The following is a 24,689-nucleotide window of genomic DNA, read 5'->3' as shown; positions in this document are numbered from 1 at the left end:
TCACTTCAAGATAAAAGAACGTAAATCTTCTTTTTCTATAAAGCTCCCAATCCAAATATCATGTTTCAAACTCTCATATGGCCTTAAACCGTTAGCTGGGGTGAAAGTCAACTCTCCAAAATAAATTTTATTGCGAACACTATATAAATCTACTCTGACAAAAGAAAACTTAGCAGACAACAACTCTGCAACCTTCACCATTTCTTCCAAATTGCTTGGTCTACTAATTGCTTTCATCGAATTTTGATACATTTTTGACCGGATATTTAGGTTGTTCCATTTTAAATCGAAGTAATCAATTGTTTGGTTGTGCTCTCTGTTACTAATGACTTGAATAAAAGATGGTTTGCCTTTAAAACAGTAAAATTTGTAGTCTTTTAATCCACCAGTTTCTTCTTTTATATATTCCTCAATAACTAGTCTTGGAATTATGTGCTTGTAGTTCTTCTCACCAGTAATTTTGTAGTAATTGGATTTTAACCATTGGTCTACTTCATTTCTTGTCTTTTCAAAATCAATCTCTTTTTTATTAGGAATTATGAGATTCTGCCCAGCACTATGCACAGCTTTTATTACAAAAGAAGACGGTAACGAATTAAAATCAATATCCTTCGCATTACTGTAAACACCTAAACTTGGAATTAAGTATTGTTCCCCTATAGTATCCTTAACATATTGGCGAACCTCATACTTATCTACATAGGACGCCAAATTTTCTAAATCACTGTAGACTTTTGCCCATTGCATTTTTTCAGTAAATGTTTTTGGGTTTCTAAATGATAACAGACGCCTATGGTACTTAAAATAAACTCCCCTCAGCCATATCTTTTGAAGGAAACGATTTTCCATAGATTTATTTTTTAAGAATTCCTTCAATCTATTCACTACCTCTAGTAATTTTTTTCTTATAATTTTTAGTGGTCTTTAAAACAATAAGGATAAGGCTTAAATTAAATATGCCCCCTACAATGCTATATAAACCTATACTTTCAAAAGCATTTAAATGCTGTGCGCTTACAAACAAAACAATAAACCTTGTAATAAAAAGAAAGATTTCATAATATAAGAAGTACTTTTGTTTTCTTAATACCTGTATTGCTACAACCGCAGGTCTATTAATGAAACTAAAATACAGCCAAACTACTAGCAAACTAGAAAATACTCCTGCGTTCCCCCACCCAGTTCCTAGAAAAAATTCGAATATTATAGGGGAAAATAAAATAATTCCAACTGCAGGAAGAAATGCAATTAATGCTAATAGTAACGTAGCCTTCTTTAACTCCTTATATAAATCATCGTTTTTATTTGCATGATCACTAAATTTTGGAAAGAAGACCTGGTTAAAAGCATCACCGATTAAAGCAATTGGTAATTGAATTAACTTTATACCTAGGGCATAGTATCCAACTGTCGTAGCATTATAAAAAATTCCTAATAATAATGGAGGTATTGAAATAGAAGCAGCATTAATCATTGCTTGTGTAGAGCTATACAAAGGAAAATCTTTATATTCGAAGAGAAGCTTTAACCAAATCCTTACGTTTAAGTTTCTTTTAATCCGAATACCATCTGATTTCCATACTTGCAAAGCCAGCACCAAAGAACCAATCATTTGACCTGTTACAGTCCCTATAAATAAGCCAAGACTATGCACTTTCCCTACACCTAGGCCTATTTGTGTTGCAGTTACCCCACCGGCTTGTGTGACTCGTGAAATAGAAACTCGTTTAAATTGCTTGTTCCTTGTCGACCAGTAGTTAAGGGTATTGTAAATCCCCATTGCTAGTGCGCTTAATGGTAAGATCCACAGTACATCTTCTATTTCTGTAATTTCAAAGACACTTATAATACTTTTACCAAATAATAAGATTAGTAAGTAGTAAACCATACATGTAATAACACAAATAGAGAAACATAGACCTAGAATATTAATAGCAACTCTCTCTTCTTTTGGTAACACGATTGCCATCTCATATCTACAAGTGCTTAAAATGATTAAAACACCTGCTATCGATGAAAAAATAGCAAGAGCCCCAAAAGCGTCAGGTGAATACAATCTAGTTAGAATAGGCGTCACTCCAACTGTCAAAAGTTGAGCAACAACTGTTCCCGACATTAAAAGAGAAAGATTGCGCATGAATTTATTTTTTAATATTAATTTAACCATTACATTTTCCTTTTTATCAATTGCCTATTATATTTAATAGGCTTCTGACTTAATAACGGCAAATATAGTTTTGTAAATTAGCAAGCAGTCTAAGATAATGGATCGATTTCTTATATACTCCAAATCCATCTCCACCATCTCTTCAAAACCAACATTATTTCTCGCACTCACTTGCCAAACACCTGTACACCCAGGCTTCACAAGCAATCTTTGCTTGTGATATGTATTATAATCTGCCACTTCTCTCGGCAATGGCGGCCGCGGACCAACGAGGCTCATTTCGCCTTTAAGGACATTGACAAGTTGGGGAAGCTCATCTATGCTTGTCCGACGAATAAATTTCCCAACTTTTGTGACGCGTGGATCGTCTTTCATTTTAAACATTAATCCACTTACTTCATTTTTGTCGAGTAAGTCCTTTAGCAGTTCTTCTGCGTTACTGACCATTGACCGGAATTTGTACATATAGAACTCTTTCCCATCTTGTCCGACACGAACTTGTTTGAAGATTACCGGGCCTTTTGGATCTTCCCATTTGATGAGGATAGCAAGAATGAAAAACAGCGGGGAAAGCAAGATCAACCCCGCTGTTGCTGCGGCAATGTCCAAGGTGCGTTTAGCAAAGAGGTAGCCTTTCGAGTCGTTAACTGTTACTTGTTCTTGCTTCCTCGATCTGTGTTGGATGGCTTCAGTGCGCGATGCCTCCATTTTGTTCCCCCTTTTCCTACTTAGTTAATCGCCGTTTTTTCGTTAATGAACTCCCTCATTTTCTGGAGCAATGGTTCCCTCAATTCCTCCCGCTCCAACGCAAACTCCAATTGCGTTAAGACGAAGCCGAGTTTTTCGCCAACGTCGAAACGTTTGCCTTCAAAGTCGTAGGCGTAGACGTTTTGTTGTTCGTTCAATGTTTGGATCGCATCGGTTAGCTGGATTTCGCCGCCAGCGCCTGTTTCTTGTTTTTCTAGGAAAGTAAATATCTCTGGCGTGAGGATATAGCGGCCCATGATCGCTAAGTTGGATGGCGCTGTGCCTTGTTTTGGCTTTTCAACAAAGCTTGATACTCGGTAAAGGCGGCCGTTTTGTGATTCTGGGTCGATGATGCCGTAGCGGTGCGTTTCGTTTTCCGGTACGGATTGGACGCCGATGACGGAGCGTTCGGTTTGGTCGTATTGGTTCATGAGTTGTTTTAGGCTTGGCGTTTCTGCCTGAACGATATCGTCACCGAGGAGGACGGCAAATGGTTCATTGCCGATAAACTTACGGGCACACCAGACGGCATGGCCAAGTCCTTTTGGTTCTTTTTGCCGTATATAGTGGAGTTCGACTTTTGATGAAGCTTGGACTTTTTCGAGCATGTCGAGTTTGCCTTTGTTGAACAAGTTTTGTTCGAGTTCAAATGAATGGTCGAAATGGTCTTCAATCGCCCGTTTTCCTTTACCTGTCACAATAATAATGTCTTCGATGCCAGCTTCAATTGCTTCTTCAATGATGTATTGGATGGTCGGTTTATCGACAATTGGCAACATTTCTTTCGGCATTGCTTTTGTGGCTGGCAGGAAACGTGTTCCAAGGCCTGCTGCTGGGATTATTGCTTTTTTTACTTTTGACATAATTGATTCGCCTCCATGTTTACAAATTGAAAAAGATAGAAAAAGGCTAACATGGCCAAGAAATGTAAGCGCTTTTCTATCTTTTTCATCCTTTTTAGTATTTTGGGCTTAGCCCTTGAGGCATCGAACCTCCCCTCACACCATGCTGGCGGCGACATGCGCCTAAGGAATAATGCTTCCCTTAGCATAGCCGAGTGCCTTCCTTGATAACGGTAAAGAAGGCGTAACCGGACTCATTCTACTTATATCGGTTAAAAAAAGTCGATTATTGACTAATATACACTAATTTTAAAGGGTTTTGTGTTTTTTTTGTGTGATTACATAAAACCATTCTTTTGATCTATTTAAAAAGACAAATATGACAAAAAAGCAAACATTCTTATTTAACCCTTGCGATACTCTAGCAAACAAAACTATTTTACCATTTCCAAAGACCTTCCATCTACCTTTGTTACAAAAATTTTAGTAGTTTTTCATTAAAAAGAGATGGAAAAATCTCTTAGCTATGGCAGCTGCCTATTTACGCCTATACGCACTTGCTTCAATCAATACGCTCTCTAAAAAAATCCTCGAAAGCCTGTAAACAATTCTGCAGACGGGCCGATAAAAAAATTAGAAGCACAGCGCTTCTGCAAATCCTCAAGGATGAGGTAACAAAAAACAAAAGGAAGTGTGACGAATATGATCATCAATAACAACTTGTCTGCGATGAACGCTCATCGCCAACTCGGCATCAACCAAGGTGCTGCTGCAAAAGCACAAGAAAAGCTCTCTTCCGGCCTACGCATCAACCGTGCAGGGGATGACGCAGCTGGTCTTTCCATCTCCGAAAAAATGCGTGCGCAAATCCGTGGTTTGGATCAAGCGAGCCGTAACGCACAAGACGGGATCTCTCTTATCCAAACAGCTGAAGGCGCTCTTGACGAAACACACAGCATCCTTCAACGTATGCGTGAGCTTGTCGTACAAGCTGGTAGCACAGGTACAAACCAAGACGAAGACCTTCAAGCGATCCAAGATGAAATTAACTCGCTTAAAGAAGAAATTGGCGGCATGACGGATGGAAGCAAAGGGATTTCTGACCGTACTGCGTTCAACGGCAAAGATTTGTTGAAAGGCGCAGTTGGTGAAGATGACACTACAGGCCCTGCTTCTTTCACTTTCCAAATCGGCGCGAACCAAGGACAAACGATTACAATCGAAATCGGCGACATGAGCGCAAATGCACTTGGTACTGAAGGCGAAGACGGATTGAAAATTGCCGATATTGATGTGACACAGTTTGCTGACTCATCTGACACAGACGCGAACGATTTTGATACGCAACTAGCTGCTGTTGAAAATGCGATCAAACAAGTATCAAAACAACGCTCTAGCCTTGGTGCTGCACAAAACCGTCTTGAGCACACGATCTCTAACTTGGACAACTCTTCTGAAAACCTCCAAGCTGCTGAGTCTCGTATCCGTGACGTGGACATGGCGAAAGAAATCATGGAATACACAAAGAACAACATTCTTTCTCAAGCTTCTCAATCCATGCTTGCTCAAGCAAACCAAGCGCCTCAACAAGTGCTTCAACTTCTTGGGTAATGCAAAAAAACAGATGGCTATCCGGCCATCTGTTTTTTTATAGCAGCGTTGTTTTTCTAAGTATACCGTGAATTTCCCAGTTTCCTTACAAACGGAGCCGCGAGAACGGCTTCCACGGGCAGCTTTGTTTTATAATTGAAAAAATGCTTCTTAACTAACACCATCCGCTTTATCATCTGGTTGGAATACATTCACATCACTTGTCTGCGTTAGGCCTTGAAATCCAGTAAACGCAAATACCATGACTAAAGTCAAAAGAAGTTTTTTCATTCCTGACCGACCCCCATTGATTTTTGGTTTTGCTTGGTTGTAAACTGTCAATCTACAGGCATCTTCAGGCATTTGCTATTTAGGCTTTCTCTTCCTAAAAAAATCAGCTCACAATATCATTTTTATCATGCGGTTGAATTGGGTTCCCATTTGACTGTGCAAGGCCTTGAAATCCAGTAAAGGCAAGCACCAACACTAAAGTGAAGAGAAGTTTTTTCATGCTTGATCAACCCCCAGTGCATTTTGTTTTAACCTCGCTTCGTAAGCGACTTTCATATACTTCAATGCTTCTTGTGATTTTCCTGCTTTTTCAAGGTAAGCAGACGTCTCTTCAGCCACTTCAGCAATTTCAAACTCTAAAGAGTGTTCTCTTAGAAGATCGATGCCCTTATTGACTAATGCCAAATTTCCTTTTTCAATATAAAGCCCTTTTGTGACTAAAGACCGCGCCGAGTATTCTATATTTCTATAATAATGAATGCCTACTTCCGCTTTTTTAAAAAATTCCCGCGCTTCCAAATCTCTCTGTAAACGAAATAAGATGTTTGCCAAATTGTACTGGCTTTTCATGCTTACTGGTGACTGGCGATGTTCTTTAATCGCTAAGGCAGATTTGAAATAATGTTCTGCCTCTTCCCACTCCATTTTCCGTATTGCATTTAGTCCGCGGGCACGGAAAACAAGCGCTTTTGATTCAGGATACATATGAGCCTGTTGTAAAGCGTCTTTTAAGATTTCAGCCGCTTTTGTATACATTTTGATGTCGGAGTTAATACCCGCCATTATAATTTGACAGTTAATCGCCTTTTCCACATATCCAAGACGGTCAAAGATCGTTTTGGCTTGCTCGGTATATGAAACCGCAAAAGGGTATTGGTTTAGTCGGTAACAAACGGCTCCAGCATAATAATAAAATTCGGCCTCTTCTGCGTCGTCGTCGACATACTCTAATAAACGCTCTGCTTTCCTAAACAGTTTGATCGCGGATTTGTAACGTTCATTGATGTATTCATTTTGCCCGCTGATGAAATAATAGAGGTACTTGAGTAAATGGTCGACTGTATCCTCTAGGATGGGTTCAATTTTCGCAAATCGTTCTTCTTCTTCCATTCCTGCGTTTTGTCTGAGCAGCATTTCATGGCGGAATTCGACTAATGAATAGTACGCTAAAATCTTGTCATTCGGCTCCATGTTTTTTACGAGGGCGCTGGCTTGTTCTTTGAGGAGAATCGCTTGGTCGATTGACCGCGAAATAATGCAACTATACCAGTCAACGATTTTCGCCCCCGCTTTTTCCGCCTGCACTACCGTAGACATCCGATCACCCCAAACCAAGTATGTTGCTTTCTATTATAAATGGAATTTTCTCGTATTGTAAGGAATTTGGATATTTCCCAACATCATTCAATTGGCTGTTTCTGTCGCACTTTGTAGAATAATAGGGAAAACAAGCTTTTTTATATGGTCCTCTTAAAACATAGCTAGTTTGGACTTCCTCTCCCCTTCTTATAACCTGATTTCCAAAACTTCGTAATCAAGTTGCTGTTTAAAGCCCAAGCTTTTTGCGACAGCAATCGATGCTCCGTTGTCTTTATTACAATTCCAGAGCGGTTGTTTGCCCATGCTAAGCGCTTTTTCCATGCATGCGCTTGCGCCTGCTTTTGCATAGCCTTTGCCTTCGTAACCAGCTACTGTCATAAGGGCAAATTCAAGTTTCCTGTCTGCCGCAAAGACGGCGAGGCACCAATGGACAATCACATCGCCTTCGATGACACAGTAGCCGATTCCTTTTTTAAGAAACGATTCTACCGATGTCCAAGAAGAATCGATCCATTGCCGCAAGTATTCGCGGTTTAGCAGCGTTTCGTCTTTTAGCACGCTGGCGTTAATTGCAGTTAAAGTTGCGTGATTAGGTAGTTCTTTATTGTCCTTTTTAAACTGCTGTCGCTCTAAAGTATAGAAACGTTTGCTTTTCTTGTCTGCCTGTTTCCCCATTTCTCCTAGTTTCTTCTGGAACATGTGAGCCCATACGTCTGTTTCCGGATAGATCGTTACGTGTGGTGCTCCTGCTTTTTTCGCGATTGGCACCACTTTGTCGGCAACGTAGTTTGCAGCTTCTTGGTTAAAGCGCGTGTTGCCTGCGTCACCTGCGACGAGGATTTCAAAGCCCATGCCATTGATCATGCTTGATTTAGGGGTGAGCGTGCAATCACTGTAAACTTCTCCTTTCGTATTGCCAGCTAATATCGATTTGACAATCGGTTGGTGGGACATGTGGGCAAAAAGCGAGCCGATTTCGGGATACCGCGCTGTTGGAACACGTTGCATAGTTGATCATCCTTTCCTTATTAAATAAAACTGACCGTCCGGTTTATTTTTAGTTATAGAAAGACCCCAAATGGGATCATGGCTTAGCAATGCCTTGTAAAAATACAGCAATTGCACTGTCATAAAAGCGGTAAAATTGGTCGACATCATGGCCTAAAAATTGCGTAATGGACAGGCCGGTTAGTGTACTATACAGAATAAACGCTAATTCAGTTGCTGGTTGGTCTGGGTTCCATTCTCCTCGTTCAATCCCTTCCTCGATGACACGGCGGCAAACATCATATTCTGGCTCGATTAAATCAGCCAGTTTTTCCTGCTTTTGACCTTGTACATTTTCAGAAGCAATGTATTCGGGTACAGTTTGCGCAAGGGATGAATGCATGTCGGTCGCATAACAGCGCGCCAATTGATAAAGTTTTTCTGTTGCTGTTGCGGCTGCACGCGTTTGTTCGTGCCAGTTGCGAATCCATGCTTTATTGGCTTCTTCAACCGTAAAAAGATACAAGTCTTCCTTGCTTTTAAAATGATAATAAATGCTGCCTTTGCTCATGTTGGTCGCGCTGCGGATGTCTTCCATCGAAGTCGCTGCGTAGCCCTTTTGCTCAAACAACGCTTTTGCTTGTTCTGCGATAAATTGTTTTGTTTTTTCTCCTTTTCTTTGCGCTTGGTCCACTGCTGACCCTCCTAAAAAACCGGACGTTCGTTCTAGTTTTAGAGTAACGCAAAAACGGCTGTCGCGCAAGCGCAAATGGCGAACAGCTCCGTAAAGCTGTTCGCTGCTTCTCCTATTGCCTTTTCCCCCTTATGCCAAAGTCAGTAATCGTCAAATCAACATGATAGCGGACCGTCGCCTCGGAAAAGACTTCATCCCAGTTGTCTTTATTCTTTTTCCAAAATGGGTATTGCTGGACACGTACATATTTAACAAGCTTAAAGGGAGCTGCCTCGTATTTTGTTTGCATGTCGTTAACGAATTGGTCGACTTGCGTTTCTACCGTTTTTTCAAATAACCCTTCAAGTTTCTTTAAATAATTTGGGTCGTACGTATTTTCTTGCGGATCCCAGTTTTCCGCTAGGCGTCCATCTGATTGGACATCAATGTCCATCACAAGTTTGCCGTCTTCAATGGTGGTTTTGACAGAATTCAACTCGGCGCTTAATACTTCATATACGACTCGGTAACCATCTATTTCCGTCTGAACAACGCCAGCTTTTATATCGCCTGTAAACCAGTTTAAGCTTGTAATTTGGTCAGGGGAAAGCGCATTGGCTAGGTGGACGCCTTTCTTTAAAATCTGGCCTCCGTCTAACTCTAGGTTTCCATCTTTAATTGTCACTTTTGGCAATATAATCGTGTAGCCACGATTAATGTTATCAGACAACGTCCCAAGCGTGACTGGTGGCAGTACTTTCGTCGAGCGGTCGATGTTTTGCGCGAGAGCATCTAACATTTGCGATGTAGGTGCTACTTTCGCTTCCGTTGGATACTTAAACAGTGTTTGCAACGGTACCTCTGTTACAAATACACGAATGCCCCTTCTCGCTCGCTCGTCGCGGATTTTTTGGTTAATCAGCTCTTCTGCCCGCCATTTTTTTAACGCATCCTGATGAAAGACGAGCACGAGTTGATGGTCGCTTAGTATGCCTTGATCAATTAGCTCCAGCTCGCGGGTGGCGTCTAAGACCGTTGCTCCTTTCGTGTAGAGATTCCGAAAAGAGAGCTCGGCAACGCCTTGGTCGTCAGCTACAGGCATGTACAGTTGCGTCAGCATGCCGACCTTTTCCTTTTCCTCTGCGTCAATCCCAAGCCCAATGCCCATGACGAGTGAGTAGTCTTCAATATTCGTGTGGTCCCAGCAACCTGTGAGCAGCAGCACACTGCAAAGTAGCGCGATAATCTTAAATTTCATGCCCTCACCTTCTTTTTAATCGCAACAGTGAGGTAACAAAGAAACGGCAGTACCGTAAAAATAGTCAAAAAAGCATACTGTTCCCACTTGCTTATCATTGTAATATGGTAGAACGTTTGCGGCAGCACTCCGACCACGAACACGAGAACAGCGCATACAAGCAACAAGTAACCGCGGCGGATCGGCAATATTTTATCGAGCAAGTGGACTGCGGCAAACAAGGAAATGACAACAGTTGTAAAAAATTGCACCGTCCACGTTGTAATCAGCAACGAATTTAAGCGTCCAGCAAAAAACGCTCCACTTTCTGCAGCCTGTGTCAAGGCAATCGTCGGCCACACAAGTGTTTGCACTTCAGCAACTCCTAACGAGGAAACCACAATCCCATAAATCAACACATAAACTACCGTTATCGTTGAAATCGCCAGCACACCGCTTTTTTTCGGTTTTGTGCCTGGTCTAAGAAAAGCGAATATGATCAACATGATTTCAGCGCCTTGAAAAGCTTGGAGCGCCTCTTTTACATTAGCAAGGATCGGCCAAAACCCTTCCGGAGCAACAGGGCGCAGGCGATACACGTCGACTTCTTCTGCACTAAGCCCAAGAATGAATAAGAGCACGATAAGTGAAATCGGCAGAAAAAAGAAGCAAATGCGCACAATCGTTGCAAATGGATAATAGACGGCATACACGCTCAGTATGACAATCATCGCAATCACGACATAATAGGGCGTCTCTTCCAGGAGAAAATAGCGGACCATTTCGCTCATGGCCACGGCTTGCCAACTTGACTCGACGAGAAAGTAAATCGCAATCACGAAGCAGAGAAACATACTTGCCCACTTGCCGAACGCTTTTTCCATATAAACATCAATTGAGTCAATACGATGGGCCTTGTAGGCAAAGGCATTAAATAAAAAAATAAGGCTTACTGCTGTACCGGCCAAAAAAATCGAAATCCACCCATCGGCCGTATTTAAGTTAACGGACATCGTCCGCGGCAAGTTTAATACGCCAACGCCAATAAGCGCCGTCATCATCATTGCCGCAAACTGGAAGTTGGTCAGCGTCTTCTGCGTATAAACAGTTGTCTTAGCCATGCGTGACTCACCCCTTCTTATCCTTCAGTACAGTCGGCAAACGGAGGATGGCATCGTAAATGCCATGCTTTTTCAATGAAAACTTGAGCGAAAAATAATGGACGCCATAGTTGTGCAAGCTTGCTAAATGGGTGGTAAGCAAAATAAAAAAACAAACGACGCCAAACAACCCAAACGTTGAGGCAAAGACGATGGCGATAAAGCTAAGAAACCGAAAAGACAAGCTTAAGTTATACATTGGCACAGCAAAAGACGAAATCGCCGTCAGCGCTATGATGATCACCATGATCGAGCTGACGATATGGGCCTCAACAACAGCTTGACCAACGACAACGCCGCCAACAAGGCCGATTGTCTGCCCAAGGGGAGAAGGCAACCGGATACTCGCCTCACGCAATAATTCAATAAAGAGCGTCATGACGATGACCTCGCCAGCCGCTGGAAATGGCACGTTCATGCGTGTATTCATGATCGTGAGCGACAATTCGTCCGGTATGAGCCCTTGATGGAAAGAGACAAGCGCGATGTAAACAGGTGCGACAAATAACGTAATGAATAGAGCTATGTAACGGAGTACGCGAATTAGGGAGCTGATCATCCAGCGCTCATAATAATCGTCCGCCGCTTGCAGTTGCTGTTCAAATGTGGTTGGCACCATAATCGCAAACGGCGAGCCGTCGACGAAGATGGCGACGCGCCCTTCTTCCATGCCTCCTAAAATCCGGTCAACACGCTCCGTTGTCTGGATTTGCGGAAATGGCGAGTACAAAGGCGAGTTGTCCAAAAAACTTTCAACTTTGCCAGAATCCTCAATATTGGCGTGTTTAATGCCCTTCAGGCGCTCAGCCACTTCGTCGACAACAGCAGGCTCTGTTTTTTCTTTATGGTAAATGTAACGGATCGTCTTTTGTTTGTTTTTATAATGGACGACATGTTCAGCGACAATGAGGTTTTCGTCATCGCCATACTGGCGTACTAAGGCAATGTTTGCGTTCAGATCTTCAATAAACGATACTTTCGGGCCGCGGATAACCGGCTCAATCGTCGGCTTTTCCACATTGCGGTTCATTCCCTTTTTTAACTGCAACACATACGCAAACGGAACGCCCTCCAACAGCAAGACAACCCGATCCAGATACAGCGACTTCGCCGCCTTTTTGACATCAACTTCTACCGACTCCGTATAGCTAATCGACGGTTTTGCCCGCTCCTCTTCGCTGCCTATCTTTTTAAAATAAGCGGCTGGTAGCCCATTCAGATAGCGAAGGCAGTTCTCCATTCTTTGCGCGTCCGCTTCGCCGAAATAAAAAAAGGTCAACTGCTTTTCCAATGAAGTTGCGTACGCATATTTAATCGTCAAATCGGCTTGATCGCCTATTTCCTTGATCAGCCTTTCCTTATTTTGTTCATAATCGGCACCAAACACATCCATAAAGGGCTCCTCCGGATATTCATATCGTTAGTGTGCCAAGTCGTTTGCTTGTTATACAGGCCAAGCCTAGATTTCCATCCATATGTTTGAAATTTTACGAGGATCTCCCTAATTTGTACCAAGGCTTACATAGGCGAAACAAAGGCTGCTGCTTCTAACACTTCCATGCAGGAAAACAAAAAAAGCAGCCGGGGCTGCTTTTCTTTAATGATTCACAGGATAAAACAAAGGCTTTCCTTCTTTATCTATATGAGCTTTCAATTGTTCGTTTTCGAATGGATTGTAATGAAGCACATCGACAAAATAAGGAATGTCTTGTGACTTTGAACTCAAGTTTTTGCCGATAAGGGCTAAGTCAATATCCGATCCGCGCTTTTCCTGCCCCACAGCTCCACTGCCAAAAATTAACACATCATCGATTTCCTCCACCTCTCGCAAAACTTCTTTTATTTAGTAGAGTGTTTTCACCGCGTCGGGCGAAAATGGCGTCAGTTCGTCGAAACGGCCATCGCGGATTTTGCTTGCCCAAGCAGGGTCAGCTAATAATGCCCGACCGATCGCTACCAGATCAAATTCCCCCTGTTCCAGTTTCTCGATCAATCCGTTAATGTTAGAGACACCCGCTCCCTTTCCTTCGGCGAAGAGACTCGTAAATTCACTGTCCAACCCAACTGAACCCACGGTGATTGTTGGTTTTCCTGTCAGCTTTTTAGTCCAACCGGCAAGATTCAAGTCAGATCCTTCAAATTCGGGCTCCCAGAAGCGACGAGTGGAGCAGTGATAACTATCGACTCCTGCATCAGTTAACGGGGCCAGAAACTGCTCCAGTTCAGCCGGGGTTGTTGCCAATTTGGCCGTATAGTCACTGGCCTTCCATTGCGAGAAGCGCAGCACGATGGGAAAGTCCGGTCCGACGGCGCGGCGGCAAGCTTCGATGACTTCTACCGCAAAGCGGGTGCGTTCCACCATGTCGCCGCCATAACGATCTGTGCGTGGATTGGTTTTATTCCAGAAAAACTGGTCAATCAAATATTGGTGCGCGCCGTGCAGTTCGATTCCGTCAAAGCCGATCCGCTTCGCTTCGGATGCCGCTTGCGCAAAAGCATCCACTATGGCGGCGACATCTTTTTCCGTATAGTCACCGACATGGCCGCGAGCCCCCATATGCCAAATCTGCGGTATGATCCGCCCACCGGCTTTGTGTACCTCAGCTACTACGTTTGCCCAGCCGTTTAATGCCTTTTCGCCATAGATGTGCGGTACATTTTCCTGATTCGACGAATCCGGATGGTTAATGACCGTACCCTCGGTCACAATCAGTCCGACTCCGTTTTCTGCTCTGCGGCGGTAATAAGCAGCCACATCAGGGCCTGGAACGCCTTCAGGTGAAAATTGGCGAGTCATCGGCGCCATCACAATGCGACTGGACAGCGTCATATTCTTAATTGAAAACGGTTGGAACAAAGCTTGAACGGATTTTGAATTCGTCATAACAACCTCCAGGTTTCATTTTGTATGTGAACAGTCAAGAAAATCATTAAAACATTTAATGCGCTCTATGCTTTTAAGTATCACCCCCCTTGCAGGTTTTTCCATACACCCTTTTCTTGACTATGCAGTCAACAATTTTTCAAAAAAAGACATGCACGCATTTAATGGACCATACATGCATGTAGTTATCTATCACTCACAAGCCCATCATTCTCTAGCCTCATAAGCGCAATAGCTGTACGCAATACCACTGCGATCTGCTCTCGGGGAGCGCCTGATTTTTCCATAATCTTTGCTCCGCTAAGAGCGTTGTTCAGGTGAAGGGCAAGCTCTTTGCTTGTAAGGCGGGACGTAATCAAATGCTGTTCCTGGCCGCTGCGAATAACCTTCTCGAGCACACGTCCGACCTGGTTAAACATCAATGCGACCTCACGGTTGACTTCCTCGTCGTCGGTTCCAAATTCAAGGGCTGAATTGACGATGAGGCAGCCTCGGCTCATCGTTTCGTCGTTTAGACAGAGCGTAGCCTCGCATATGGCTTCCAATTTTTTTAAAGGAGACCCCTCCTGGGAGGCCAATTCCTCCAGCATAGCTATGCTCTGTTTCCGGTAAAGCATCAATGCACGTAAAAACAACTCCCGCTTATTCTTAAAGACACAATACAAACTTTGTTTCTTCACTTGCGTCGTGCTAGTCAAGTCATCATAGGAAGTCGCTTTAAACCCTTTCGTCCAAAATACTTCCATGGACTGGCGCAACGCACGATCAACATCAAATTCTCTTGGTCTGCTCATGGGGGTATCATATCCATTCTTGACTATGGAGTCAATTAGTGTGCTTATTCCCGTAAGTTATATTTATCTCCTGGTTGTTGATCAAAGAAAAAAGAGCTTTGTGAGAAGCTCTTTTTGATAACAGTACAACGAATATGGCAGGATTAGGAAACGTTTCGTTTTTACCTGAAATAAAGGGGAGGTTGTTTTCAAGTGAACTTCTAGTTCATTTCCATCTTTTCAAGTTTAAAGATTCCTTCATATCCTTTACTTCTTTTCTCTCTCCCGCTCAATCGCATTTTCAAGGCCTATTTTATAATTGCTTAACAAACTATTTTGGTGGGAGATGACATCCACCGTCATGCTAATTTGCCGATCGGTCCGCTCTATGGCGTCTCCTGTTGTATCGATCAACTCTTGATAAGTGCTGACCACTTCAGACTCGCGGGTTTGTTCAAATTGGTCTGCATGCTTGCCGTTCCATGTCTCGTTTGTTAACTCTGGTTCTTTAAATTGGGCGCGGTCATCTGCCATGGTCCCTTCTTGGCTAAGTAGTTTTGACCGGCATTCCCGTAAACGTCTTAACTTTTCATTCGCTTCCGCAATAAACGCTTCTGTTGAATGAATTTGTTGTCTAAAATACTCCACTGACACAGCGCTTGCCCTCCTTAAAGTAAATTGTTGTCGAGATAATGGTATTGCATCCATTAAAATACTTAGTCGGATTAAGTGCTAAACCCATTTTGATTCTGCAATCCCTCGATGTCTATTTATCGAGTAGATACTTTATTGCGAAACAATACCTCGTTTGTTTTCAGCCACTCTTGTTTCGATGTTTTCGTTAGCCGCACTTGCTGTTTGCCATTTTCAATTTCATAAACAACGAGCCAGATGCCATTTTGAGCAGGCAGGAAGAAAAACAAATCACTGATGGTCATGTCATTCTGCTGATCGCCAATTTGGAACGCACTTCCGTTCTTTAGTGTCCAGTTCTGCTCCGCCAAGTCTTTAACGAAATCCTCAAATGCGCTGATCGATGGGGGTTCAGCAACTGCTGAGAACTCTGTTTGAATTGGACTAACTTGTTCATCGTCAGTGAGACGGTCAAATTGCTCAGGCGTTAACACAAACTCTTGCCGAACCGTTTTAGCGCTTGCAGCGATATCAAAAAAACGATCAACTTCGTTGTACGCTTTTTTTGATTCCATTTTTGCAAAAATGTGGATGACATCATTGATAACATGATGATAAAACCACTGGTCATCGCTTATCTGGTGAAAAAGCAACGATTGTCCTTTCACCCGATCAACAAAACGAACCAAATAGCTTGATTCTGCATACTGTTCGGTAAACCGTTGCCACTCATCTCCAAGTGGAATCTCATCCCGCTCAGCCTTTTCCGTGTCCCAAATGCCCTTAAGCATCATTTGGTGTGCCGCTCCTTCAATGACCGCATCCCAAGCTTCAGGAGTTTTCTCCCCTAACATGCTCTCCCCTAAACCCTTGGCCATTTCATGATAACCGCACATGCTCAATAAACATACCAATTCTTCTGTCGTGCACGTTAATAACGGTTGCATAAGAAAAGCTCCTTTTCAATTAATTTCTAAGACATTGTCTTTACTCAGGAATAACGTTTGCCAAAAGGACAAATAAACAAAGCGGCAGGAAATAGGAAAACGCTATTCCTAATCCATCGTATAGTTCCCAACTAGTTCCATCCACTAATCAACAGGAAAAAAGTACGTAAAGATAGGATTAAAAACAAACATATAAAGAAAGAGCGCAACGACCCATCCAATGCCATAATACAGCTTTACTTTCCAGAACCCATATTTTAAAGAAGCTTTTTTAAACGTATAATAAGCAATACTGATCGTTACCCAGAAAATAATATTGAATACACTATCAGACAGTCGTTTCGGTTCTTTGGTATAAAACCCTTCTAGATAGTTGGAATAGATGGAGGGGTACCCAAATATAATTAATACCCCTCCGTGCATAAATTGAATCGCGCCTAGTGCTAGGATGAAAAAATAGATTGCCTCTAATACCATAGCCCTTTCACCTCTGTCTCTTTAAAACACCTTTAAACTAGTTACTATAATAAACTCCTATTAGCTTAGTTTTAACTAAACCATCCAGCTACACCTGCAACTAAGTTGCCAGCCCCTTGCTTTAATCCGCTACCTATGTTATTAAGCCCTTCAGATACTTTCTCTTTCGCAGTCGATAAACCATTGATAGCTGACTCGGCAAGGTCTTTCGCTACCGGAGCAATTTTTCCGCCGACATAGCCGCCAACAGCTCCGCCAACAGCGGCACCAACAAACGTCATACCCGGGATTGGGATTGCTGTACCAATCGCACCACCAACAAACGCCCCTACAGTTGAAGCCCCACCTTCCACTACCATTCCAGTAATAGCCCTCGTACTTTTAACAAGAGCAGACCTATCTTCATTATCTGGGTTCACAAACTCCTCATTGAACTGATTCACTGCAGTTAACCCAATCCCAATCGGCCCCAACGCCCTTGTCGCAGGCGTCTCTACATACTTCGCTATATGTTTGGCTTTTTCGTCGACTTTAAAGTTGGAAAACTTCTCGCCGAATTTACGGACATGGTCATTGGAAGCGATGTTGATTGCTGCTTTTGTCGCTGCGATTTTGCCTTTATCGACTGCGTTTTTGAAGCCGGTTTTTGCATTTGTGACGTGGTTGCTAACTTTGCGCATTTGTTCTTCTGACAGAATGTGTTTTGCGGCAGTAGCGGCGGCTGATTTGCCGCTGCCTAAAGCATAACGGAAGCCGTTCTTGGCCATCGCTACGTATTTGTTTGTGCTCGGGGTTCCACCTTTTCCTGCTTTAATGCGTTTTACATAGTCTTGAAAGTTTTTGGTGCCATAGTGGCCGATTGCAATCGAAGCGCCAGCAAGTACATTTTGTCCAGCACCAAATAAGGTATTGCCTAAGTTCAGCCAATTGTTTCCAAATGCCACAATATCTAAATAGTAGCGTTTATCCAATTCATTGCGAATGGTTCGCCACTGTTCATCTGTTTGTAAGTCAAGTGGATGGAAAGTGGCGATCGATACATCGCCTTTTGTAATCACTGTACGGAGATGATCAACATATGTAGATAACATAGAGATGTCATCAGCGATTTGGTTCATTGAGTCTACTACGTCTTTTTCGTGCAAAAGAGCGACCGTATCTTCTGCTTCCTGTTGGGCTGTGATCAATCCTTGCTCAACAGGTTCATAATTAAAATGAGGCAATGAAACGATATCTGCGTATTCGCTTTTAATATCTGCTAATGTTTGACCATGGGTTCTTGCCTTGATTTTTAGTTCATTTAATTGTTCATACAATTCGTCCATTATATAAGCTTCTTTAATGACCGCTTGTTCGGAAAACTCATTTGCCAAATCATTGCGGATCGTTTCTAGCTTTTCTGCGAAGTCTTCAAGAACACGCCGCAGTAGTTTTACAAAAGGCCCATGGCCGTCTCTCCAGAAGTCGGCGATACTTGTCGCTGTATCACCGCTGCCAAAACCAGATGTGCTGAGCATTCTTTGTTTGAAGAGAAAACTTGCAAAATCAGCAAACTGGTTGCTCTGTTCCGTGAGTTCGCTTGCCATCTCTTCTAACATCGCCAATGCCTGTTCTGCTTCTAATGCTTTTCTCGCCAACTGCTTACCCTCCTTTAATAGCCTTTGCCACGTTTGCTTCGCTTTCGACAAATTGGTCAACCAATGCCTCAATATCGCTAGCATTATCAAGCACGAGCGCTTGATAATCACGAAGGAGTTGTTGAATTTGTTCCATATTTTCTTTTGCTTTTTCAATCTTTTCTAGCACTGTGTCTCCTGCTTCATAGCCTTTTGTACTCGGCTGCACTGCTTGAATCGCATTTCGCACTTCAGTTAGATTCTCTTTCATACGCGTTGGATTTAAATAGATTTCTCCGCTCATGCTTTATCCTCCCTTTGCGAAATGGCTTCATCGACTTCCTTTACGTGGGGCGCTTTTTCCATCAGCTCGGCGCGGAATGAAGCTTCGTTGTCTGGAGAAATTCGGACGAACTCTCTGCCGTCGTTGACTTTGATGGCGACGCCCGTTGTTACAGCGAGTGCTGCCTTGACCCCGACCATGGAAAATCCTTTTGCCGGATGAATGCTTTCCATTGTTTCATATGGAAAGAAATAAGAGTAAAAACCGGCTTTCACATACAAGCCTTCTTCTTGCAGTTCATAATACATATTCGTGATTGATGCGGTTACTAAGACAAGGCCGAATACCAACATTGGGCCAAATACATAAATCATTAAGAATGTTGCTGAATCGTCTGTGTACATAAAAAAGAGCACTGCAATCCCAATTAGCCAAACAGCGGCAATAATGGCTTTCATTGCCCAATCCCGTTTTGAGTAGTAGCGCATAGGTTGAACTCCTTTTCCCATTTTTCTATCAACAACCGTCTATTTTGCTAAACATTTCCTTCTTTTAGTCTAACGCACTTGCGTAGCCTTTTGAACAGTACGATATTCCCGGGCGCAAACCAATCGGAAAATAGAAACCATGTCATTAGACCTAGTATTTTACTTATTTTTAGTATGCGTCTCATTTCTCCCCTCTTGAAATGATTACAATAATTAACCTTATATAATAAGGAGCTAATGTGAAATAGTCTGGCGTAGTTTTTTGACCGCCAAAAAAACACCCTAAAGTAGCCTCTCATTAAAGCTGTCTTTAGGGTGTTTCTCTCTTATACTTATAAAGCGGTATAGCCGCCATCAACGGTTAGAATCGTACCTGTGACGGCAAGAAAAACCATCCCATGGGCAATGTCTTCCGGTTTTCCTAACCGCCCTATTGGATGTTTGGCGACAAGGCCATCATAAAAGTCGCCAAGCGCTTCCTTATTTACGGCGGCTGTCTCTACAAACCCAGGAGCTACGGCGTTGACGCGTATCTGTTTGTCTGCATATTCAACTGCCAACGATTTTGTCATTGTATTGACTGCCCCTTTTGCAGCGTTGTAAGGCAGCGCCTCAGCTTGAGCGACTGATCCGAGTACCGACGACGTGTTGATGATACAGCCACCGCCTGTTTGGATCATTTCTTTAATCGCATGCTTTGCTCCTAAAAAAACGCCGTCTTGGCATACGTTCACAATCTTTTCGTAATCTTCATATGTCCTTTCATGAGACGGGCTCATTGTTCCGAAACCAGCATTGTTTATAAGAATATCGACGCGCCCATAGGCGTTCACCGTTTCAGCGACCATGTTTTGCACCGATTGTTCGCTTGAGACATCGGTTTGCACAAATAGAACTTGTTTGCCTGCATTGGTTAATTCCTTAACAGCAGCCTCTCCCGTCTCCTTATTAAAATCAGCAATCACCACTTTTGCGCCTTTTGCCAAAAACGCATCGACCGCTGCCCGTCCAATGCCAGACGCACCTCCAGTAATAATGACAATCTTGTTGGTTAGTTCAACCATAAGCAACCTCCTGTTTGGATCAGTACTCTTATCCTTTCCAAAACAAATAAGGACGATGCGTAAACGGCTTTAACAATGACAGAAAATCTTCCAATAAAATCACAAAATTTGCAATGATCTTCTTTTCATCTTTGCCAATACCGTTTATTATAAGAAAATAACTTAGTTGAACCAAGAAAGGAGCCGACCATCAGATTAAAATCCAATGAATTCGTGGAATTTCAAATAATGATTTAAGGAGGACGGGCAGTGAGCGCAATCTTAGAGTCTATTAATAATGTTCTGTGGAGCTCGCCAGTCGTTTACACATTATTAGTAGTTGGATTGATTTTTTCATTACTAACAAGATTCCTGCAAATCCGCCATCTAAAAAATATGTTTACACTCATGTTTACTGGCAAAAAGTCAGATGCCGGCGTTTCCTCCTTCCAAGCATTATCAGTCGCTTTGGCGGGCCGTGTTGGAACGGGGAACATTGCGGGCGTCGCATCAGCGATTTATTTTGGCGGGCCAGGGGCTGTATTTTGGATGTGGGCCATTGCCTTTCTGGGTGCTTCCAGCGCGTTTATTGAATCGACGCTTGCGCAAATTTATAAAGACAAACAAAACGGCCAATACCGAGGTGGACCTGCTTACTATATTGAAAAAGGATTAGGCGTAAAATGGTTTGCGATTCTGTTTGCAGTCGCTGCCCTTGTAGCGATGTCTGTGCTTATGCCTGGGGTCCAGTCCAATTCGATTGCCGCAGCTGTCAACAATGCCTTTAGTATACCAACTTGGGCAACAGGGCTGTTTCTCGTCTTGGTTTTAGGGCTGATTATTTTTGGCGGGATTAAATGGATCGCGACCACCGCCGCCTTTATCGTGCCGTTTATGGCGATTGGCTACATGATTATGGCCGCCACCATTATTTTTATGAACATTTCGGCTGTACCAGAAACGATTGCCTTCATCTTTCGCAGCGCGTTCGGAATGGACTCTCTCTTTGGTGGATTGCTTGGCAGCGCTATTTCTTGGGGCGTCATGCGCGGCATTTACTCCAATGAGGCTGGCCAAGGCACCGGCCCACACCCTGCGGCGGCGGCCGAAGTTTCACATCCGGCTAAGCAAGGGTTGGTGCAAGCTGCCTCTGTATACATTGACACATTGCTTGTTTGTTCAGCAACCGCATTCATGATCCTATTTACAGGTATGTACAATACACAAGGGCCTGAAGAGGGGACGCATTTGTTTGAAGCGATTCCTGGCGTTGAGGCTGGGCCTCAATTTACACAGGAAGCGATCAACTATGTTTTCCCTGCTTTTGGAACGGGATTTGTCGCGATTGCCCTTCTATTTTTCGCTTTTACAACGATTATGGCCTACTACTATATTGCTGAAACAAACATTGCCTATTTAATGCGCGGACGCAATGCCGCCTGGCCAATGGCTGTCATTAAGTTGCTTTTGCTTGGAACTACGTATTACGGCGCCAACCGAACAGCTGCAAATGCATGGCTACTCGGCGACATTGGCCTCGGTTTAATGGTATGGATCAACGTCATTGCCATCGTCCTGCTCGCCAAGCCGGCGATGATCGCCCTAAAGGATTACGAAACTCAGAAAAAACAAGGGCTTGACCCTGTTTTCGATCCTAGGAAGTTGGGCATTAAACACGCGACATTCTGGGAGACGTACCAACCTGAGAAAGGGCCAGAAAAAAATGCTAGTTAAGCCCACTCGCCTTTCGTTCTTTTCGCAAAATGAAATGGAAGTGCCTCAAAGCGTCTTGAAACATAAAATCGAGAGACCCTTTGCAGCGGTTCTCCCGATTTACCTCCTGTTGTTACTAAGTTCCATTGGATCTCACAAGTCGTTGAGCGCTTCCTATACTGTTACTTTACATGTACAACTAAAACAGTCGTGTCTGTCGTAGCGATCCCGTAATTGTACTGAAGGCCTGCCACTTTGTCCATATTTGTAATGATAGTGGCGTGATCGCAGATTTAGTCTTTATGAGGTTTAAGTCAAAAGACAATCGTTTTTGGCCAGCTGTGACCTTTTCTCCAACTTTGACGAAGCTCTCAAAGCCTTCACCAGAAAGATGGACTGTATCGATTCCGAGGTATGGACGATGAACATTGTGAAAACGACAAAGGCTCCTCAACATGATTGGAGGAGCCTTCAGGCTGTATAATATGACCGCCTTTGCCGCTAGCTTTTTCCTTGCTTTTTATTGATTAATTATCCACTTTGCGTATTCAAGCATTCCGCTTTTTAAAGAATAAAGAGGTTCGAACCCGAGTATTCGCTTTGCTTTAGAGCAATCAAGCGCCCCCATTTCATCGTACTCCAACTTTCCATGCCCTTCTTTCATGGTCACATTAGGAAACATCTCGTGGACATTGGCAGCGATTTCTCTAATCGGCGTCAGCTGTCCCGTCCCGATGTTCACTACCTCTCCCCGAATGTGTTCAGCCTTTAATGCAAGCCAGATCGCCCTGACCGCATCTTTCACATAGATAAATTCTAGCTGCTGGTCCATCCCATCTACTGTGATGTTTTCCCCATTTTTCGCTTTGATAATGAGGTCATTGATGGGATCTGGCATCCTCCGACCGGGCCCATAAACAAAAGGGAATCTTAATGTGATGATTTCCAGCCCAAATTGCTTCGCAAACAGTTGCGCTAAATATTCCCCGGCTATTTTAGATACCCCGTAAATTGACGTAGGGGTAGGCTTTATATCTTCCAGTAAAGAAGCGGTGTTGTTATCGCCATAAACGGCCGCTGAACTTAAATAGATCACGGTTTTCACTTTAAATATGTTCGCGGCCTCATAGATATAATTTGTTCCAACTATATTGGTCTGCACCACTTGGTTTGGCGACCTGCTTCCTACGAGCGGATGAGAAATGCCCCCTCCGTGGACAATCGCATCAATGTGATGCTTTTTAATAACCGCCGCTAAACGAGGAAAGTCTTCTAGTTCGCCTTGTTCAAATAGATAGTTGCCTTCCTTTGCCTCTGGAGGATTTCTGTCGTACCCAACTGCACGGATCTTTTTTTCAGTGAGTAAAGATGCCAAGTGCTGGCCTATTAATCCAGAACTTCCTGTGATTAGAACATTCATGTTGATCACCCTCTGGGATCGAAACTGGTATGTTTTTTTCGATGTAAAAATTCGCCACGTCCCGGCTCACCTACTATATGATGATCTTTTACAATCACGTCTCCCCGTGACAAGACGTGCGTGATTGTCCCTTTTGTTTCAAATCCTTCGTAAACGTTGTATTCTGTTTTTTGATGCTGGCTTTTTTCGGAAATCAACGTTGTCCTGTTAGGGTCTAGTAGCACTAAATCTGCGTCACTTCCCACCTGGATGATTCCTTTTTTAGGGTATAGCCCAAATATTTTTGCTGCATTTAAGCTAATCACCTTAGCAAACGTTTGTAGAGATATTCTTTTCTCATGGACGCCAAAATGATAAAGCAATGGGTAGATGTTTTCGATGCTTGGCAATCCATTCGGCGCTTTTGTGAAATCATCAATGCCTCGGGTTTTCCCGTTCTTATACGGGTGGGAAGCATGGTCTGATCCAATCACGGATAAGGCACTTGTTTGAAGCCCTTTCCATAATGCGCTCTGGTCCTTTTTTGTCCGTAAAGGTGGCGAACAGATGTATTTCACCGCTTCTGGACGATCCCGTTTTAAATAGTCTTCGTCAAGCAATAAATAATGGGGGCAAGTTTCTCCATATACGTTCACACCACGTTCCTTTGCCCTCTGTACTTCCACCAATGCTTCTTTACTGGATACGTGCACGATATAGACAGGAGCCTGTAATAGTTCTGCAATGGTCAAGACTCGATTGACGGCTTCTGCCTCAAGTAAGGCAGGGCGAGTGTAAGCATGGTAGATTGGAGCGGTATTCCCTTTTCGTCGCTGTTCTTCAATTAACAAATCAATGATATCCCCGTGCTCAGCATGGACGTTTGTGACCATTCCTGCTTCAGAAGCCTTTTTCATTAAATGGAACAGGTCCGTATCATTGACCATGTTTGTTCCTCTGTAAGCCATAAACAGCTTAATGGAGGTGACTCCATTTTCCGGCAATTGAGCGATTTCGTCTAATACGGCATCGTCACATCGATTAATAATCGAGTGAAAGCCATAATCAATGATTGAATGTTCTGCCTTTTGTTTCCATTTCTTTAAATCGTCTAAAAATGAGCCTTGGTCAGGTGTTGGATCGGTAAAATTAATGATCGATGTGATGCCACCTGATGCTGCTGCCCTCGTCCCGCTCTCAAAATCATCCACTGTCCCTGAAATCGCTAAGTGTGCATGGGGATCTATACCGCCTGGCAGTACGTATTTTCCCTCCGCATCAATGACGCTGTCTTGACTCGTTGGAACAATACAGTCCGATAGTTTTGCAATGATTCCTTTTTCGATTGCCATATCTGACTTAAATGTATCAGTAGGTGTAACAATGATTCCATTTTTAATGACTGTAGCCATACGATCA

The 24,689-nt window shown here is 43.2% G+C and carries 26 protein-coding genes; 2 read left to right on the top strand and 24 right to left on the bottom strand.

The window, feature by feature from the left end:
* Genes N6H06_RS02265 through galU form a run of 4 tightly spaced genes read right to left on the bottom strand, consistent with a single transcriptional unit; the run spans position 1 to position 3,777 of the window.
* Positions 1-876, bottom strand: coding sequence for an ATP-grasp fold amidoligase family protein (locus N6H06_RS02265; RefSeq protein ID WP_212954489.1), 876 nt, complete (start codon positions 874-876; stop codon positions 1-3).
* A gap of 1 nt (position 877) precedes the next feature.
* The gene (locus tag N6H06_RS02260) at positions 878-2,167 is read right to left on the bottom strand and encodes a lipopolysaccharide biosynthesis protein (RefSeq protein WP_212954490.1); all 1,290 of its coding nucleotides are present in this window, start codon (positions 2,165-2,167) and stop codon (positions 878-880) included.
* 33 nt (positions 2,168-2,200) lie between these two features.
* Positions 2,201-2,875 carry a sugar transferase gene (locus tag N6H06_RS02255; RefSeq protein ID WP_212954491.1) on the bottom strand — a complete coding sequence of 225 codons (675 nt, stop codon included), beginning with the start codon at positions 2,873-2,875 and terminating at the stop codon, positions 2,201-2,203.
* A 20-nt stretch (positions 2,876-2,895) separates the two neighbouring features.
* Positions 2,896-3,777, bottom strand: coding sequence for a UTP--glucose-1-phosphate uridylyltransferase GalU (gene galU / locus N6H06_RS02250; protein ID WP_212954492.1), 882 nt, complete (start codon positions 3,775-3,777; stop codon positions 2,896-2,898).
* Positions 3,778-4,458: 681 nt separating this feature from the next.
* Here galU and hag point away from each other — a divergent pair.
* A complete protein-coding gene (gene hag / locus N6H06_RS02245; RefSeq protein ID WP_062745287.1) occupies positions 4,459-5,367 on the top strand; it encodes a flagellin Hag in 909 nt (302 codons plus the stop codon).
* Between the two features lie 150 nt (positions 5,368-5,517).
* Here hag and N6H06_RS02240 read toward each other — a convergent pair whose 3' ends face one another.
* From N6H06_RS02240 to N6H06_RS02160, 17 genes are all read right to left on the bottom strand, one after another.
* Positions 5,518-5,688, bottom strand: coding sequence for a hypothetical protein (locus N6H06_RS02240; RefSeq protein ID WP_193754444.1), 171 nt, complete (start codon positions 5,686-5,688; stop codon positions 5,518-5,520).
* A 165-nt stretch (positions 5,689-5,853) separates the two neighbouring features.
* Positions 5,854-6,954 carry a response regulator aspartate phosphatase gene (locus N6H06_RS02235; protein WP_263705526.1) on the bottom strand — a complete coding sequence of 367 codons (1,101 nt, stop codon included), beginning with the start codon at positions 6,952-6,954 and terminating at the stop codon, positions 5,854-5,856.
* A gap of 189 nt (positions 6,955-7,143) precedes the next feature.
* Positions 7,144-7,965, bottom strand: coding sequence for a GNAT family N-acetyltransferase (locus N6H06_RS02230; RefSeq protein ID WP_263705525.1), 822 nt, complete (start codon positions 7,963-7,965; stop codon positions 7,144-7,146).
* A gap of 76 nt (positions 7,966-8,041) precedes the next feature.
* Complete coding sequence (locus N6H06_RS02225) at positions 8,042-8,638, bottom strand: TetR/AcrR family transcriptional regulator (protein WP_263705524.1); 597 nt, start codon at positions 8,636-8,638, stop codon at positions 8,042-8,044.
* A gap of 112 nt (positions 8,639-8,750) precedes the next feature.
* The gene (locus N6H06_RS02220) at positions 8,751-9,875 is read right to left on the bottom strand and encodes a Ger(x)C family spore germination protein (RefSeq protein WP_263705523.1); all 1,125 of its coding nucleotides are present in this window, start codon (positions 9,873-9,875) and stop codon (positions 8,751-8,753) included.
* Positions 9,872-10,975, bottom strand: a complete 1,104-nt coding sequence (locus tag N6H06_RS02215; RefSeq protein WP_263705522.1) for a GerAB/ArcD/ProY family transporter — start codon at positions 10,973-10,975, stop codon at positions 9,872-9,874. The genes N6H06_RS02220 and N6H06_RS02215 overlap by 4 nt, the downstream gene beginning before the upstream one ends.
* Positions 10,976-10,982: 7 nt before the next feature.
* On the bottom strand, positions 10,983-12,407 hold the full coding sequence (locus N6H06_RS02210) for a spore germination protein (RefSeq protein WP_062745277.1): 1,425 nt from the start codon (positions 12,405-12,407) through the stop codon (positions 10,983-10,985).
* Positions 12,408-12,611: 204 nt separating this feature from the next.
* Positions 12,612-12,845 (bottom strand): nucleotidyltransferase domain-containing protein, encoded by a 234-nt coding sequence (locus N6H06_RS02205; protein ID WP_263705521.1) that lies wholly within the window; start codon positions 12,843-12,845, stop codon positions 12,612-12,614.
* Positions 12,846-12,857: 12 nt separating this feature from the next.
* A complete protein-coding gene (locus N6H06_RS02200; protein WP_062745275.1) occupies positions 12,858-13,898 on the bottom strand; it encodes an NADH:flavin oxidoreductase in 1,041 nt (346 codons plus the stop codon).
* 185 nt (positions 13,899-14,083) lie between these two features.
* Entirely contained in the window at positions 14,084-14,692 is a 609-nt protein-coding gene (locus N6H06_RS02195; RefSeq protein ID WP_263705520.1) for a TetR/AcrR family transcriptional regulator, read from the bottom strand.
* A 246-nt stretch (positions 14,693-14,938) separates the two neighbouring features.
* Entirely contained in the window at positions 14,939-15,325 is a 387-nt protein-coding gene (locus tag N6H06_RS02190) for a YwqH-like family protein (protein ID WP_212954499.1), read from the bottom strand.
* A 116-nt stretch (positions 15,326-15,441) separates the two neighbouring features.
* The gene (locus N6H06_RS02185; RefSeq protein ID WP_263705519.1) at positions 15,442-16,251 is read right to left on the bottom strand and encodes a hypothetical protein; all 810 of its coding nucleotides are present in this window, start codon (positions 16,249-16,251) and stop codon (positions 15,442-15,444) included.
* A 144-nt stretch (positions 16,252-16,395) separates the two neighbouring features.
* On the bottom strand, positions 16,396-16,728 hold the full coding sequence (locus N6H06_RS02180; RefSeq protein ID WP_251179678.1) for a hypothetical protein: 333 nt from the start codon (positions 16,726-16,728) through the stop codon (positions 16,396-16,398).
* 71 nt (positions 16,729-16,799) lie between these two features.
* Positions 16,800-18,365: an LXG domain-containing protein gene (locus N6H06_RS02175; protein ID WP_263705518.1), complete on the bottom strand. Its 1,566-nt coding sequence runs from the start codon at positions 18,363-18,365 to the stop codon at positions 16,800-16,802.
* Between the two features lie 4 nt (positions 18,366-18,369).
* Positions 18,370-18,648, bottom strand: a complete 279-nt coding sequence (locus tag N6H06_RS02170) for a YwqI/YxiC family protein (protein WP_263705517.1) — start codon at positions 18,646-18,648, stop codon at positions 18,370-18,372.
* Entirely contained in the window at positions 18,645-19,115 is a 471-nt protein-coding gene (locus N6H06_RS02165) for a PH domain-containing protein (RefSeq protein ID WP_212954505.1), read from the bottom strand. Before N6H06_RS02165 ends, N6H06_RS02170 begins: the two co-directional genes overlap by 4 nt.
* A 332-nt stretch (positions 19,116-19,447) precedes the next feature.
* The gene (locus N6H06_RS02160) at positions 19,448-20,179 is read right to left on the bottom strand and encodes an SDR family NAD(P)-dependent oxidoreductase (protein ID WP_263705516.1); all 732 of its coding nucleotides are present in this window, start codon (positions 20,177-20,179) and stop codon (positions 19,448-19,450) included.
* Between the two features lie 249 nt (positions 20,180-20,428).
* Between N6H06_RS02160 and N6H06_RS02155 the strand changes: the two genes are divergently transcribed.
* Positions 20,429-21,892 carry an alanine/glycine:cation symporter family protein gene (locus N6H06_RS02155; protein WP_263705515.1) on the top strand — a complete coding sequence of 488 codons (1,464 nt, stop codon included), beginning with the start codon at positions 20,429-20,431 and terminating at the stop codon, positions 21,890-21,892.
* 178 nt (positions 21,893-22,070) lie between these two features.
* On the opposite strand, the gene N6H06_RS23140 is transcribed toward N6H06_RS02155, so the two are convergent.
* From N6H06_RS23140 to hydA, 3 genes are all read right to left on the bottom strand, one after another.
* Complete coding sequence (locus N6H06_RS23140) at positions 22,071-22,328, bottom strand: PTS glucose transporter subunit IIA (RefSeq protein WP_082808176.1); 258 nt, start codon at positions 22,326-22,328, stop codon at positions 22,071-22,073.
* 63 nt (positions 22,329-22,391) lie between these two features.
* A complete protein-coding gene (locus N6H06_RS02150) occupies positions 22,392-23,291 on the bottom strand; it encodes an NAD-dependent epimerase/dehydratase family protein (protein ID WP_212954508.1) in 900 nt (299 codons plus the stop codon).
* Between the two features lie 5 nt (positions 23,292-23,296).
* On the bottom strand, positions 23,297-24,682 hold the full coding sequence (hydA, locus tag N6H06_RS02145; protein WP_062745268.1) for a dihydropyrimidinase: 1,386 nt from the start codon (positions 24,680-24,682) through the stop codon (positions 23,297-23,299).
* Between the last annotated feature and the right edge of the window lie 7 nt (positions 24,683-24,689).

Source organism: Shouchella tritolerans (assembly GCF_025770735.1).
Classification (GTDB): Bacteria; Bacillota; Bacilli; order Bacillales; family Bacillaceae_D; genus Shouchella; species Shouchella tritolerans.
Note: the sequence above shows the minus strand (reverse complement) of the source record. Positions and strands in the feature narration are given on the sequence as shown.

What these genes read in the sequence shown, in the direction of transcription:
- N6H06_RS02260 (WP_212954490.1), bottom strand. Translation starts at nt 2,167, where the DNA reads ATGGTTAAATTAATATTAAAAAATAAATTCATGCGCAATCTTTCTCTT.
- N6H06_RS02255 (WP_212954491.1), bottom strand. Translation starts at nt 2,875, where the DNA reads ATGGAGGCATCGCGCACTGAAGCCATCCAACACAGATCGAGGAAGCAA.
- galU (WP_212954492.1), bottom strand. Translation starts at nt 3,777, where the DNA reads ATGTCAAAAGTAAAAAAAGCAATAATCCCAGCAGCAGGCCTTGGAACA.
- hag (WP_062745287.1), top strand. Translation starts at nt 4,459, where the DNA reads ATGATCATCAATAACAACTTGTCTGCGATGAACGCTCATCGCCAACTC.
- N6H06_RS02235 (WP_263705526.1), bottom strand. Translation starts at nt 6,954, where the DNA reads ATGTCTACGGTAGTGCAGGCGGAAAAAGCGGGGGCGAAAATCGTTGAC.
- N6H06_RS02230 (WP_263705525.1), bottom strand. Translation starts at nt 7,965, where the DNA reads ATGCAACGTGTTCCAACAGCGCGGTATCCCGAAATCGGCTCGCTTTTT.
- N6H06_RS02220 (WP_263705523.1), bottom strand. Translation starts at nt 9,875, where the DNA reads ATGAAATTTAAGATTATCGCGCTACTTTGCAGTGTGCTGCTGCTCACA.
- N6H06_RS02215 (WP_263705522.1), bottom strand. Translation starts at nt 10,975, where the DNA reads ATGGCTAAGACAACTGTTTATACGCAGAAGACGCTGACCAACTTCCAG.
- N6H06_RS02210 (WP_062745277.1), bottom strand. Translation starts at nt 12,407, where the DNA reads ATGGATGTGTTTGGTGCCGATTATGAACAAAATAAGGAAAGGCTGATC.
- N6H06_RS02200 (WP_062745275.1), bottom strand. Translation starts at nt 13,898, where the DNA reads ATGACGAATTCAAAATCCGTTCAAGCTTTGTTCCAACCGTTTTCAATT.
- N6H06_RS02195 (WP_263705520.1), bottom strand. Translation starts at nt 14,692, where the DNA reads ATGAGCAGACCAAGAGAATTTGATGTTGATCGTGCGTTGCGCCAGTCC.
- N6H06_RS02185 (WP_263705519.1), bottom strand. Translation starts at nt 16,251, where the DNA reads ATGCAACCGTTATTAACGTGCACGACAGAAGAATTGGTATGTTTATTG.
- N6H06_RS02180 (WP_251179678.1), bottom strand. Translation starts at nt 16,728, where the DNA reads ATGGTATTAGAGGCAATCTATTTTTTCATCCTAGCACTAGGCGCGATT.
- N6H06_RS02170 (WP_263705517.1), bottom strand. Translation starts at nt 18,648, where the DNA reads ATGAGCGGAGAAATCTATTTAAATCCAACGCGTATGAAAGAGAATCTA.
- N6H06_RS02165 (WP_212954505.1), bottom strand. Translation starts at nt 19,115, where the DNA reads ATGCGCTACTACTCAAAACGGGATTGGGCAATGAAAGCCATTATTGCC.
- N6H06_RS02160 (WP_263705516.1), bottom strand. Translation starts at nt 20,179, where the DNA reads ATGGTTGAACTAACCAACAAGATTGTCATTATTACTGGAGGTGCGTCT.
- N6H06_RS23140 (WP_082808176.1), bottom strand. Translation starts at nt 22,328, where the DNA reads ATGTTGAGGAGCCTTTGTCGTTTTCACAATGTTCATCGTCCATACCTC.
- N6H06_RS02150 (WP_212954508.1), bottom strand. Translation starts at nt 23,291, where the DNA reads ATGAATGTTCTAATCACAGGAAGTTCTGGATTAATAGGCCAGCACTTG.
- hydA (WP_062745268.1), bottom strand. Translation starts at nt 24,682, where the DNA reads ATGGCTACAGTCATTAAAAATGGAATCATTGTTACACCTACTGATACA.